Raw genomic sequence first — 12,886 nt, forward strand, 5'->3', positions numbered from 1 at the left:
TCTGTTTAATAATCGTTACTTTTGAGGCCAAAATCCTCAAGCATGATGTTGGCGGTGATGGTCCCCATAGCAGAAATCGCCCCGCCCGGGTGGCAATGCGGTCCGGTCATATACAGGTTCTTCACCGGCGAGCGATAATGGGCATACCCCGGGAAGGGCCGGAAATAACCGAGCTGTCCCTGTATGCGCTCCCCGCCGGTGGTCACTCCGTCGACAAAACTCGGATTGGCCGCCTCGAGACTTTCCCGGGTTTCAATATATTCCCCGAGGATCGTGTCCTGATTAACGTTCGGCGCATATTGCTGCAGTTTTTTCAGCAGAACATTATGGGCATAGTCTTCCTTGATATTGTCCCAGCTCTGACCATCGGCCAACCAGTTGGGCACGAACGTGTCGAAGATCAATGTATGCTGTCCTTCCGGCGCCCGGGTCGGATCAACCACTGTCCAGCAGGCGCTCCACAGGAACGGATCACTTGGGGGGATACCCTGGGCGATCTCGGCATATTGTTTAATCAGTTGCGGCGCCGTATCGACAATACGGTGAAAGGCGCAACTGCTCATCAGATCACCGTTGTTAAACCGCGGCGCCTCTTTCAAAGCCAGATGCACCCGGCAAATGGTGATCTTGCCAAAACTGTAGCGGTCAACCATTTGAGTGAATTCCTCACTCAACACCCCGGGTTTGATAAATTTACGAAATGTCTGTTTTGGTTCCAGGGCACTGACCACCGCCTTGCGGGCGCGAATTTCCGTGCCATCCTCCAGAATACAGCCCTTCGCCTCACCACCTTCAACGATAAACTCTTGGATTGGCGCCTCTGTCATCACCTGCCCGCCATTGTCATCAATATAGCGTTGCATGGCGACCGGCAGCATCATGCTGCCCCCTTCGGGGATCGATTGGCCGAAGACATGAATCGCCGGAATCATGATATAGCAGGACTGTCCAGCTCCTTCCTGTTCCGGCAGGATTTGCGGCGCCATGGCCCAGTTGAGCATCGTCGCCTTGACAAATTCATTCTCGAAATTCTGATCGACCCATGCCGTGGCGCTCAGGGAAAATTCCCGCATGCGTTTGAGGCCTTCCTTGCTGTTTTCCATGGCCTGCGCCATATAGCTTGGCGGTGACGGCGGCGAGAAAAAAGCCTTGAGAAACCCTTCCCGCACCAGCTCGAAATCTTCATAAACTTCGCGATATCGGGCGGCGTCCTTTTTGGAATATTGCGCAATACTGTCGACGGTCTTGTCAATGCTGCGATAAATCACAATACCCGGTCCGCCGGTCTGATCGGGGTGACCCGTAATCTGGTCATCGGACCAGATATATTTCAGGCCATATTGCTCAAGCTCCGTCTTGATTTCCTGAAAATCGGGATTGCAATGGATCCACACATGTGAGGACCCGAACATGTCATGTTTGAACCCTGGCAAGGTCACTTCGCGGGTCACGGCCCCGCCACCGACCCAGGGGTTACGCTCCAGCACACAAACCGATAGTCCGTATTTAATCAGAAGGCTGGCGCAGGCCAGTCCGTTCACCCCGCCGCCCGCAATAACGACATCAAATTCTTTCATGCATCTTTCCCTAAAGACAAAGGTCAAACTTCTCTCTTTTGGGATACAGCAGTGATCAACGCCCAACAAATGATAGATTCTCATCGCAGCATTAGAATTATCAATGAAGCATTCGCACCGATTTGGCTTATACTCGGGTCATGTTTTAATCACACCGGGTTTGAGTTCAGCATATGGCGGTTATTCTCATCACAGGGGCAGGCAGCGGGATCGGATTGGCCCTTACCACCGCCTATGCAGCCCGCGGAGATCAGGTCTATGCGGCGGTCAGAAATACAGATCACTGCCCCCCCGCCTTCCGACATCCTGGCGTGCATCCAATCCGGCTGGACGTCACTTCTGAAGAAGAAACTCAGGCTGTACTCCCTTTGATGACGCAGCAGGTCGGCCTGCCGGATATTGTGATCAATAATGCCGGCATAAACCTGCCCGGCACGATTGAGGAAACCTGTCGCGAAAGTTGGGATGACATATTTGCGGTCAATGTCTTCGCGCCGCTGCGTCTCAGTCAGGCGTTCCTGCCAGCCATGCGCACCGCCGGCACGGGTACGATTGTGATGATGTCCTCGCTCTCTGCCGAGGTGGCGCTACCAGGAGACGGACCCTATGCCGCCAGCAAAGCGGCCCTGACCCGAGCCGCCGAGGCCCTGCATTACGAAGTGGCACCCTTTGGCATCAAGATTATTTCCCTGGAACCCGGCGCCGTCAAAAGCAACCTGAACCAAATGCCGGTCCCCCCAAAAAAGACAATCCCGGCCTATGATCCATTACGGCACCATATGCAACAGAGGGCCAATGAGAAATCCGGGGGAGCAGAAACCGGGGATATCGCCCTGGACATGATCCGCCTGATCGAGGCGCCGGACAGTCCGGCGATCTGCCCCGTCGGCGCACAGGCCGGGGAAATCATCCGGAAGCTTAATCGGGCCGCTGCAGAAGAACGGGCGCAATTGATCCGGGCGGCTTCCGGTTTATGATCAACACACAAAAAGAACTTAAAGAAATATAAGGGAAGAACAAATGCCATTCATATCCGGAGATAATATCCTGGCAACCCTGGCCGTCATTCTGTTTCTGGCGTGGTTTGGCTTCTGGGCCGACAAGACACGGCTGGGGAAAGTCACTTCTGGTGTTGTCTGGATCATCACCATCGGCATCCTTCTCTCCAACCTGTCGATTACCCCTTACAAGTCCGCCATCTATGATTTCATCGGACAATATATAGTGTCCGCCGCCATTCCTCTGTTGCTGCTCAAAGCCGACCTTCGGAAAGTTTTTCGCGACAGCGGCCGGGTAATGCTGCCTCTTGTCATTGCAGGCGCAGGGGTAATTACCGGTGTATTGCTCGGTTATTTTCTGCTTAACCTCGGTGAAATTGGCCCCAAAGTCGCCGGGGTATATACCGCGGGCTATATCGGCGGCGCGATGAATTTTGTCGCCGTCGCCAAATCAGTCAATATGTCCCCCGCAGAATTCAGCGCCGCCATCAGCGCCAGCAGCATTGTCAGCGTCATCGGCCTCATGGTTCTGGTGGCAATCCCGTCAATCAAGCTGATCCAGCGGCTGATCCCGTCAGACATCATGGCCCAGGCCGAAACCTCTTCTACAGAACAAGAACAGGGCGCTGTCATCGAGATGAACCTGCTGCATCTCAGCGGCGCGCTGGCGCTCAGTTTCGGCATCTGCACCGCGGCGTCTCTTCTCGCCGACACGCTCGGCCTCGGGCAATATAACATTCTGTTTATTACCCTTTTGACCATTGCGGTGGCCAATATTTTCCCCCGGCAGTTGCATCTCCTGAAGGGAGAGTTTGAATTGGGCATGCTGTTTATGTATATCTTCTTCGCCATGGTCGGCCTGAGCACCAATATGACCACTTTCCTCGACCATGCCATCATTCTTCTTGTTTATGGCCTGTTGATCATCACCGTACAGTTTATCGTGGTGCTTACCATGGCGAAATTGTTGAAAATTGATCTCGCCGAAGCCATTACCGGGTCCGGCGCCGCCATTGTCGGGCCGGCAGTCACGGCCGCGGTGGTATCTTCCAAAGGCTGGAACAGCATGATCACCCCGGCGGTCATGACCGGCATATTCGGCTATGTAATTGCCAATTTTATCGGCGTTGCCCTAACCGCTCTTCTGGCGGGGTGAAGCAGATCTCTTTACTCCGGCATTATGGGCATCATAAGAAGCCCTGCCGTTGAGACAACAAAATCTCCCCTTGTAAAACGATCAAACCGGCCAGCAGAGATATGGACAGGCCGGTCTTCTTAATGGTCCGTCTACCCGGTCAAATCATGCGCAATTTAGGGTGCGATACAAGCCGGGTAATCATTGAGATATAACACGTTGCCCCGAACTCTGCCGGTGGGTCTAATGGGAGTTCCTCTTCCTTATTGTCACACAGAACGCCAAAAAAAGACACCTCCCCAAAGGGAAGGTGCCAAGTCAAGACTAATACTCACTTATCATTATACTATAGAAACATGACCGCGAAGGTCTAGCCACCGAATTCCATGGTCCAGCGTACTGTAAACCGCCGCGGATTATATGTCGCGGCGCGGCCGATCATGCTATTGTCTGTCGAAGTAAAATACTCTTTATTCAACAGGTTAGAAACATTCAACGATACCCGGTGGTTTTCCCAGCTCTGGGTAATTCCGGCATTGACCAGCGTGAAGGCCGGAACTTCTGTCGGGAACCCCAGTGAGGCCTGTGAACGGGCATTGGAGACAGAAGACCGGTGCGTCATTCCAATCCGGCCAGAGAGTTCCCCTCCCAAGGCGTCCATGGTATATTCCGCCGCCGCAGAGGCCGTGACAGAGGGCGCCGCGCCGATTTTGGAACCGGAAATATCCTGGTCTGTCCCTTTAACATTACCGATATAGTGGACAAATTTAGCATCCAGTATCCCCAGACTACCGCTCAGTTTCAGTTGTTCCGTTATCAGGAAGTCACCGGAAATCTCAAATCCCTTGGAGGTCGCTTTTTCTGCATTTTCGGTGCGATCTATAGGGGTGATGACACAAGTCGCCGGATCATTGGTTTGATCAAAGATTTCCTGATCAATCAATACGCCATCTTTTAAACAGGCCGTTTGACGTACTTCAACTTGCATGTCCCGCCAGTCCATATAAAATACAGCTCCGGAAATCCGGGCCCGTCGATCCATGAAATAGGCATTAAAGCCAACCTCATAGTTCATCAGTCTTTCTTTATTATAAAGACTTACATTATCAAGGCCGCTGTCAGGGTTGGCCCGAGCCCCGGAAGGTTTGTAGCCCTTTGCAATACTGGCATAGGCGGAAAAATCATCATTCGGGTTCCAGTTAAGCGCCACGCGATAGGAGAAATCGTTTCCTGACTGCTCGCCAAAAGTACCGATATCCTGAATAGCGCGTCCCCCGGTCTGACGTACATCGCCATCCCCGTTGACATCATAGACCAGGTTTCCAACCTGATCGGGACGCAATGTACAGCCGTCAGCAAGAGCGGACCCCAGCGCCTGGTTCGCACAGGCCGAATAGACCTTATCCCAGGAGTTGGAATGTTTGTCATGAGAATACCGTCCCCCGACGATTAAAGACAGGGCGTCAGAGAAATCATATTCGACATTTCCGAATATGGCCCAGCCTTCTCTCTCGTCAGTCACCTCGTTTTCGTTGGCGAAATCACCTTTCATCCAAGGTCCGAGAAATGTGCGTATTTCGATATCATTCTTGGCAAAATTTTCTTCTTTGTAATAAATACCGCCCAACATCCATTCAAAAGCATCCGTCGTGCCGGTTAACCGCATTTCATGGCTCCAGCCTTCAGATGTGAACCGCCCATGACGCACCAGGAAATCGCGCCCAGATCCATCCAGGTCAAGTAACTGGTCCATTTCAGATTCGACAAACCCCGTGATCGATGTCAAATTCACATTATCACTGAAATCATGTTCCATATTCAGGATATATATTCCGGTACGCGCATCGGAAAATTCATCCGCATCCTGCGCAATCATATCTCTGTTCTCGCGAATACTGGATAAAGTCACACCATCCGGCAGAACCGTTTCCCCCTTGGCGACAGAATCCGACAGAACACCATTGAGATCATAGCACCCTATGCCCCGCCCCGTTGTCTGGTCGAAAGGATCACCGCCAAAATATGTATTCACACAGGTGGGTAATTTTTGTTGATGATCGTTATAATCAAGGGTGTAGTCACCTAACAGGTTAATTCTTGTATTTTCGGTTGGTTCCCAGCGAATCTGGCCCCGCGCCATCATATATTCTGTACCGGTGCCTTTTTTTCCCGGTACAGCGTTTTTGAATGGTCCATCTGATACGGAACTGTCAATCGCCACACGGGCAAACAAGGTATCCGTGATCGGCACATTCGCAACCGCGCCCAGCGTGTAGGTCCCCCATGTGCCATATCCGGCATCAATCCGGCCATAGAGGTTCTCGTCCGGTTTCTTCGAATGAATGACAAGGGCACCGCCTTCCGAATTACGTCCGAAGAATACGCCTTGAGGCCCGGCCAGAACTTCAACGGCTTCCGCATCGTAAATCGACGGGTTGGGCTGGCCTGTTGCCAATGTGCTCAGGCCAAAGTCATTAAAGTACGTCGCAAAGGCACTCGTCTGGTTAACTTTTTCACTGCCCTTGATATCTGAAATACCGCGAATGGCGATAATAATCTCTCGCTGACCATTGCGGCCGCCTTGCTGGAAACTTACATTTGGTGTCTGGGCCAGATAGCCTTTGGCGTCGGTGATATTTTCCTTATCGATTTTTTCCGCCCCGAAGACTGTGCTGCTGACCGGCACTTCCAGAATGGACTGCTCTTTCCGTTGACCGTGCACAACAATTTCTTCCAATTGTATGGCATCCGTTCCGGCGTTTTTCATTTCCTGCGCGATTGACACGCCAGAGGACATACATAGCGCCATCAATGAAACGCCTGCAAATGCAAGGCCTCTTGATATCCGTACTCGATTACCGGCATCTTGTGTCATGGTGTTATATTCTTTCTGGTGTTTGTTTTTTAATAGCATGTGTTTCATTTACTTTCTCCCTCTCTTTGATGCCTGGTCGCACGACTTGCACCGTTTACAGGGCCTGTGCAAGGTGCCGCATCTCTCATCTGTCTCCTGACCCGTGCTTATTAAGCCGGGCGAAAGAAGGGAATCTCAAACGATAGTTTCTTATGTTGAGATTAGAATAACTAATGCCAGGAACGCATGATCTGTAATTACAAGATTTTTCACTTCGGCGGTCCAGAAATTCTAATAGGGGGATAAGGAAAAGTCATTTTATCGTCAGGAAACACAGCAGTTACAATCATCAGAACACATATAAAACACGCCACTTCATATCATAAAATATCAGGGAATAATCAATGCGTTTTCATATTTTTCTTGTCGCACTTTTAGCCACCCTGCCGGCAGCATTTCTATCCGCACCCGTTTTCGCCAGCACCCCGGCCTCTGAAGAAAAGCCTTTCGTGATTATTGTTCAGCCAATTATTGTACGGGGAGATGACGGGACAGATCCCGCTTCCATGGCCCTGCCGGAAGATCTGGTTGATCGGGCGTATGACAAGGCCAATATTGATTTCTATTTCCTGGAACCTCTGCACTATAACAACAGCGCCGCCCGTGATGGCGAAATCAATCTGGATCAAATTGTACTCCAGGCGAAACAGGACGGCATGCTGCGCGGCCAGGGTGACATCGTCAATATGTTCTTTGTCAATGCCGTAGACGGTCAGAAAGGCCCCTTGGGCCGGGGTATGTTCAATGGGGATCTTACTTTTATCACCTTGGGAAAAGACGGCGACAGCCCGGCGCAAAAAGCCATGCAGGCCTTCGTTATCGCGCATGAGGTGGGGCATAATCTGGGCTTGTCACATGCTGTTAATGATCCATCTGTACCAGATGACCTGCCCAACATACAAGGGGACGGCGCCTATGAGGACCGCATTGACCCCCGGTATAGTCTGATCCCGTCCCAGATTGAGAAGATCATGCAAAGTCCACTTGTCCACCCGCGCGTTGATCTGTTGTCCCGTGCAGATGGTCAAGAGGCAATTCTTGATGAAAGTTTCGAGCCCTATTTCTCCAAATTACAGAAGCGCGAGATCGAGGCCTTTGTCGCCGAAACCGCCCCGGACGGATCACTTGAGTCCATCCGGGATTTCGCCCGACAAAAATTCACATCTGCTGTTCTGGATTTTACCCCGAAAGAAAAGCAGGCCCTCGTCTGGCTCACACAGGAAGTCAGACAGGAACTGACGAAACATAACATCGGTCTGATGGCCGGGCACCCCTGGCGCTTTATCAAAGTTGACAGTTGGTTGTGTGGCGGGTTCGCCCATACCCGCGGCACCTACATTATCCTGAGCCAACACCATATGGATTCCTTAAGCACCCGCTGGTCGATAGAGATGACGAAAGAGGCGCGCGAAGCGTTGCTCAAAGGTTTTGGTGCCTTGCTGGTTCATGAACAGATGCACAGCCTGCAGCGTAGCTTTCCGGAAAAATTTGCCCGTCTGAATCAGACCTCGTGGGGCTTTCACAAAGCTCATGTCGAACCGGAAGAGTACATCACCCTGAATCAGGTTTCCAACCCCGATGCACCTCAGGCGGAATGGTTGATTCCCGATCCCGGAAAAGACAACCAGTATTACTGGATCAGAACATTGCTGAAACCCACCGACGCAGTCCCCCGGATGGGCAAAGATTTCACCGATCAGGTTTTCACCGTCACCCTCCAGGATAACAAATACCGGGTCAAAAAAGACAGTAACTCTGTCCTGCAAAGCTTTCCCGTAACAGATTTTCCCTGGTTCACTGACCAATTCCCGGTGTCCCGAGGAATAGACCACCCCAATGAAATTGCCGCCTATATGTTCGCGGAAAAATTCAAGACATACGTTGCTTCCAGAAAATCCGAAGACATGTCGAATGAACCAAAATCGGTGGAGAAAACAAATAATTTCCTTCTCTGGGTAAACCAACAAATGTCGTATCAACACAAATAATCTATATGGTAAAAATCCAAGGCTGCCAAATAGCTCACGACCTTCAGGTTTTTGGCCGTTTTTGTGCTAGAACCGTGCCAGGTGTAAAATCAATGACTTAGCGGGATATAATGTAAACATATGGGGAATGTATTTTATACTATTTTGAGTTATATGTAATAAAACAAATAGTTAAGACTGGTTGCTGGGGTTGGATTTGAACCAACGACCTTCAGGTTATGATCCTGATGGGGTATTTACTAACTAATTGTAAATAAACGATATAATTTCATAATAAAATTTTCCGTGCTAGAAACCGTGCTAGCTCCGAACCGCCTCGAATGCAAAAATAAACTCAGAAAAATGGGGGTATCTCAATCGTTACTGATAAACTGAGGTCCTACGATGCCGCACTTCGAATATTAGAAATAAAGCATCTGCACGACACAACGAACAGACTGAATAATAGGGCGGAAAGTTTCCACGTTACTATTCGGCGACGGAAACGAAAGATGCACCTGATGTCCCCCATCGTCCAGAACCCCCACCAACGCCCGAGTTTGATATCGCCAATACCTTTAGTCGTGGTTTTAAAGACGGCATCACCCATCATCGGATTTTGTAGATGCGTCATCCTCTTATCGATATAGGGCGCCATGGCCATCAGGGTCACCCGGTCCGACGGCGCATACATCAGGCCGAACATATGCATATGCATGGACATCTCCATTGGCGCAATCCCATAGCCCTACTGGAAAAGATCTTCCGGGGTAAGAGTAATGTACCCGCGCGGTACCCAACCATATCAATATAGTGATATCTGCAGAATAGCATCACCTCACCTGTTTTATGGCGATGATCCCTCATAACGCCGATCGGCGCATGGGAATCCGTCCGAGTGGAAAATCCGATTTCCTTTTCATGAGACCAGGCCAGGGGCGAAGGGGAGGCCAGAGATATGGCGACAACGCCCAAAAACATTATGCGCCTTGCTCGTCCGCCCCCATCCCCGGAGGGGACGGGGCGTTCAGAAATCTTTATTTATTCAGCGGACGCAGGTTTCTTGCGCTTCTTTTTCTTTCGGCCTGCTGGCTGCTCCTGCTGACCTTTGAAGCTTTCAATGTCATGCAGTCCATAGGCCTTTTTCAGGCTTTCACTCATATAAAAATCCGGTTCATAGGACTTGTCTTTCCAGACATACCAATCCGGTTTTTCAACACCTTCATATTCGACAATCATCACCGCGCCCCCCGGGGCTTTTCCGCTGTTGCTGACATGATGATCAATATGGTCATGATTAATCCACAGGCCGGGATTATTCATCCTGACAATCGCATCGATACGAGCGCCCGATGGAACATCAATAACATCGGCCCAATAAGGGCTATCCAGAGGCAGGCCATCCTTATGAGTCACCAGCATATCATGGCCGTGAAGGTGAAAAGCAACGGTCATTCCCGCACCAAACAGTCTGAGGCGAAGCACATCCCCCTCCTTAACCTTCAGCGGCTGCGTGAAGGGGAATGATCGACCATTAATAGAGAAATAGTCCATTTTTTCGCTCGGATGCCCTCCTTTTCCATAGGTCATCGCCACGTCGGAATTCCACCCCGTAAACATTAAGACCGCTTCCTTGGTAACTTCTTTCTCCAAGGCCGTTGGCTCCTTGGGGTCAACGATCATCGCCCCCCACATGCCACGCAAGGCGACATGTTCCGGCACATTTACATGACAATGGTACCAAAGACTTCCCGGCTTGTCGGCTGTAAAGCGATAGACAAAACTTTCTCCAGGTTCTACGGCTTTCTGGGTGATATTCGGCACACCATCCATTTGCCAGGTTCCGGTCTGAAAAGTACCATGCCAGTGAATGGTATGGTTCAAGGTCGTATTATTGATCAAGGTAACTTCAACTTCGTCCCCCTCCTTCACATGTAGAAGCGGTCCGGGAACCTGCCCGTTGTAGGCCCAGACTTTGGACTTGAACCCCGGCGCCACTTCTATTTCGACCTCCTCTATGGTCATTTCGAACTGTCTGAATTCCGCCAGCGCGGTCCCGAGACTCATCACCCAGATCATCCCCGCAAGCGCAAACTTTCCGGCGTTCTTTAAACAATACATTTTACTCTCCTGAAATTCTAAATGTCCGCTGTTTATTCAACAGGTTTTGAAAGCTCTCTTAAATAAACCACCAGAGCCCTGATATCTTCATCTGCAATATTGTTGCCCCATGCTGGCATCAGAACGGATTTATTGACTGCCGCACCGCCAGATTTGATGGCTTTGAACAAGTCATCATCCGAACGAGACTTCATCTCTTTGGTTTCTGTATGATCTTTGGGTAAAACATCCATATACCCGGCATTGACCCCGAAACCGTCACCATTGACACCGTGGCATTGTGAACAATAGGCGTGATATAGTTCATGCCCCCGCTTATTCTCCGCCGCTGCCCCGCCCGGCAAAAAAACCGCCAGTGCTAAAATTAAAATCATGCGGTAATGTCCCATTATTCTTCTCCCGAGATAAGTTTTAAATAATGAACCAGTTTGTAAATTTCCTTATCTTTCAAGTCAGAGTGCGGCATCAGACTGACGCCTTCCCACACCAGCGGATTGCGAATATAGGCGACGATAAAATCGGCTTTGAGACGGCTGTAGGCCGTATAAAGCTCTGGTCCCGAGACACCGCCATATTCCGGTTCGTCCTGATGACAGGAGGAACATCCCTTAAATTTATTGAAATTCATCGCCCCCATCCGTTTGGACACTTTCTTGGGCTTATATTCTTGAGCCCTCACCACATCGGCATGAGCCGTCAGAGTCATTAGGTAATCGGCAACATCAATCGCCTGCTTGGCGTCAAGACGGGGGTGCGGCACCAAGCTGCCGGCGTCTATTTCATCGCCTTCTTCTGTAACGATTGTATGATTTCCAGCAAACATCCCCCCTGGTCGAATGCGAACCGGGTCTTGCAACCACTTCATAACCCAGTCACGGCGGTATTTAGTTCCCGCATAAAATAGCGCTGGCCCCTTTTGCGCCATACGACCTTTTTCTGTCAATTGACTTGCGGAGACCGCGTGACATGCGGCACATTCCCCTTGCACCAGGGAAGAACCGGATTGCGTTTGTGCGCCTGCCTGGCTTCCCCAGACGGCGCCCAATACGGTCAGAATAAATAAGAACAAAAATCTGCTGTAGCTATGCATTTCTATGACCTCATTGATAATAAGTTCGATAAGCGGGGTGTGAAAAATAGGATACTCTATGCTTTTCACACCCCTGATATGCCCCTCAGGCAACCTAGAAAGAAACGAGGGGCATAACTGTATTGCCTATTCGCGAATGATCAGGTTGGAGCCGCGCCCCGATTCAGGATCAGCTTCACTATGGTTCATCAAAACCGTAATCGCCCCGGTCTGGGCATTTTTCATCTGATGATCGACAAGGGCATTATTGGTCGGACGATCCCCCGGACTGATCAGGTCCAAGGTGACGGCATGGGCCGGGGCCACATCATAAGTCTGCATGCCGTAAGATACATTCTTCGGATTACCGTTATCCCAGACACGGTCCCATATTCCGGCAATGGGATGGAAAGCGACACTGTCGTTGATCTGCGCATTGACAAAATAGAATCTCACCCGTTCACCGGGCTTGGATTCCAGGGCCAGGCTAGCGTTTTGGTCATGAACAGGGTCGTAATGAAATATTTTTCCGTTGATTAGATTCGCAGCTTTACCTACATTTTGCGTGATATCATTCGGGGTTGTACCATCTTTAAAAAGATCACCCTGAACAATCACATATTCCCGGTCTGGTTTGGGGTAATCCTCGCTATACCCTTCCTTGGGGTCTACAATGATAACGCCATACATGCCCCGCGCGATATGCTCTGACATCGCCTCGGCCCCGCAATGATAAATAAAGACCCCGGGATAATCCGCACGAAATTGAAAGTCCTTTGACTGACCGGGAGACACCGGGGCGAATTCATCGAGAACATCAACACGCGCCGCATGAAAGTCCATGGAATGACTCTGCTTGTTGCTTTTCAAATTCGTCAGGGTGAAGTCCACCACATCGCCCTGTTTGACCCGCACGAGAGGGCCCGGGATGGTGCCGCCGAATGTCCACATCGCTTGCATGGTGCCGGCATTATCCACAGCAAGTTCCTTCTCAACAACAGGGATATCGACCTTGACTGTCTTGGCTACAGTTGTTAACGGCAACGCGAAAACGCCTCCGGTAAGTAAAAGGGCTAGAGTTTTAGTTTTCATTGTGGACTCCTTA

At 50.5% G+C, this 12,886-nt stretch carries 9 protein-coding genes and 1 pseudogene; 4 read left to right on the top strand and 6 right to left on the bottom strand.

Features of this window, described 5'->3' with window-relative positions; translation table 11 throughout:
* Window positions 1-5 precede the first annotated feature (5 nt).
* Window positions 6-1,577 (bottom strand): phytoene desaturase family protein, encoded by a 1,572-nt coding sequence (locus tag FIV45_RS17175; RefSeq protein WP_099472936.1) that lies wholly within the window; start codon window positions 1,575-1,577, stop codon window positions 6-8.
* Between the two features lie 173 nt (window positions 1,578-1,750).
* Here FIV45_RS17175 and FIV45_RS17180 point away from each other — a divergent pair, with 173 nt between their 5' ends.
* On the top strand, window positions 1,751-2,554 hold the full coding sequence (locus FIV45_RS17180) for an SDR family oxidoreductase (RefSeq protein WP_099472938.1): 804 nt from the start codon (window positions 1,751-1,753) through the stop codon (window positions 2,552-2,554).
* Between the two features lie 43 nt (window positions 2,555-2,597).
* Window positions 2,598-3,731 carry a DUF819 family protein gene (locus tag FIV45_RS17185; protein WP_099472941.1) on the top strand — a complete coding sequence of 378 codons (1,134 nt, stop codon included), beginning with the start codon at window positions 2,598-2,600 and terminating at the stop codon, window positions 3,729-3,731.
* Window positions 3,732-4,080: 349 nt separating this feature from the next.
* Here FIV45_RS17185 and FIV45_RS17190 read toward each other — a convergent pair whose 3' ends face one another.
* Complete coding sequence (locus tag FIV45_RS17190) at window positions 4,081-6,633, bottom strand: TonB-dependent receptor (protein ID WP_099472942.1); 2,553 nt, start codon at window positions 6,631-6,633, stop codon at window positions 4,081-4,083.
* 335 nt (window positions 6,634-6,968) lie between these two features.
* Here FIV45_RS17190 and FIV45_RS17195 point away from each other — a divergent pair, with 335 nt between their 5' ends.
* On the top strand, window positions 6,969-8,612 hold the full coding sequence (locus tag FIV45_RS17195; RefSeq protein ID WP_099472944.1) for a M10 family metallopeptidase domain-containing protein: 1,644 nt from the start codon (window positions 6,969-6,971) through the stop codon (window positions 8,610-8,612).
* 353 nt (window positions 8,613-8,965) lie between these two features.
* A pseudogene (locus FIV45_RS18805) lies at window positions 8,966-9,100 on the top strand (IS6 family transposase); the annotation flags it as partial.
* Window positions 9,101-9,632: 532 nt separating this feature from the next.
* Here FIV45_RS18805 and FIV45_RS17205 read toward each other — a convergent pair.
* From FIV45_RS17205 to FIV45_RS17220, 4 genes are all read right to left on the bottom strand, one after another.
* Window positions 9,633-10,712 carry a multicopper oxidase domain-containing protein gene (locus FIV45_RS17205; RefSeq protein ID WP_181040103.1) on the bottom strand — a complete coding sequence of 360 codons (1,080 nt, stop codon included), beginning with the start codon at window positions 10,710-10,712 and terminating at the stop codon, window positions 9,633-9,635.
* A 32-nt stretch (window positions 10,713-10,744) separates the two neighbouring features.
* Window positions 10,745-11,086 carry a c-type cytochrome gene (locus FIV45_RS17210; protein ID WP_204602208.1) on the bottom strand — a complete coding sequence of 114 codons (342 nt, stop codon included), beginning with the start codon at window positions 11,084-11,086 and terminating at the stop codon, window positions 10,745-10,747.
* Between the two features lie 14 nt (window positions 11,087-11,100).
* Entirely contained in the window at window positions 11,101-11,802 is a 702-nt protein-coding gene (locus FIV45_RS17215) for a cytochrome c (protein WP_133118579.1), read from the bottom strand.
* A gap of 126 nt (window positions 11,803-11,928) precedes the next feature.
* On the bottom strand, window positions 11,929-12,873 hold the full coding sequence (locus FIV45_RS17220) for a multicopper oxidase domain-containing protein (protein WP_099472953.1): 945 nt from the start codon (window positions 12,871-12,873) through the stop codon (window positions 11,929-11,931).
* Between the last annotated feature and the right edge of the window lie 13 nt (window positions 12,874-12,886).

The sequence above is a fragment of the Paremcibacter congregatus genome (assembly GCF_006385135.1).
Lineage (GTDB): Bacteria > Pseudomonadota > Alphaproteobacteria > Sphingomonadales > Emcibacteraceae > Paremcibacter > Paremcibacter congregatus.

What these genes read in the sequence shown, in the direction of transcription:
- FIV45_RS17220 (WP_099472953.1), bottom strand. Translation starts at nt 12,873, where the DNA reads ATGAAAACTAAAACTCTAGCCCTTTTACTTACCGGAGGCGTTTTCGCG.
- FIV45_RS17195 (WP_099472944.1), top strand. Translation starts at nt 6,969, where the DNA reads ATGCGTTTTCATATTTTTCTTGTCGCACTTTTAGCCACCCTGCCGGCA.
- FIV45_RS17185 (WP_099472941.1), top strand. Translation starts at nt 2,598, where the DNA reads ATGCCATTCATATCCGGAGATAATATCCTGGCAACCCTGGCCGTCATT.
- FIV45_RS17205 (WP_181040103.1), bottom strand. Translation starts at nt 10,712, where the DNA reads ATGTATTGTTTAAAGAACGCCGGAAAGTTTGCGCTTGCGGGGATGATC.
- FIV45_RS17215 (WP_133118579.1), bottom strand. Translation starts at nt 11,802, where the DNA reads ATGCATAGCTACAGCAGATTTTTGTTCTTATTTATTCTGACCGTATTG.
- FIV45_RS17175 (WP_099472936.1), bottom strand. Translation starts at nt 1,577, where the DNA reads ATGAAAGAATTTGATGTCGTTATTGCGGGCGGCGGGGTGAACGGACTG.
- FIV45_RS17190 (WP_099472942.1), bottom strand. Translation starts at nt 6,633, where the DNA reads ATGAAACACATGCTATTAAAAAACAAACACCAGAAAGAATATAACACC.
- FIV45_RS17180 (WP_099472938.1), top strand. Translation starts at nt 1,751, where the DNA reads ATGGCGGTTATTCTCATCACAGGGGCAGGCAGCGGGATCGGATTGGCC.
- FIV45_RS17210 (WP_204602208.1), bottom strand. Translation starts at nt 11,086, where the DNA reads ATGATTTTAATTTTAGCACTGGCGGTTTTTTTGCCGGGCGGGGCAGCG.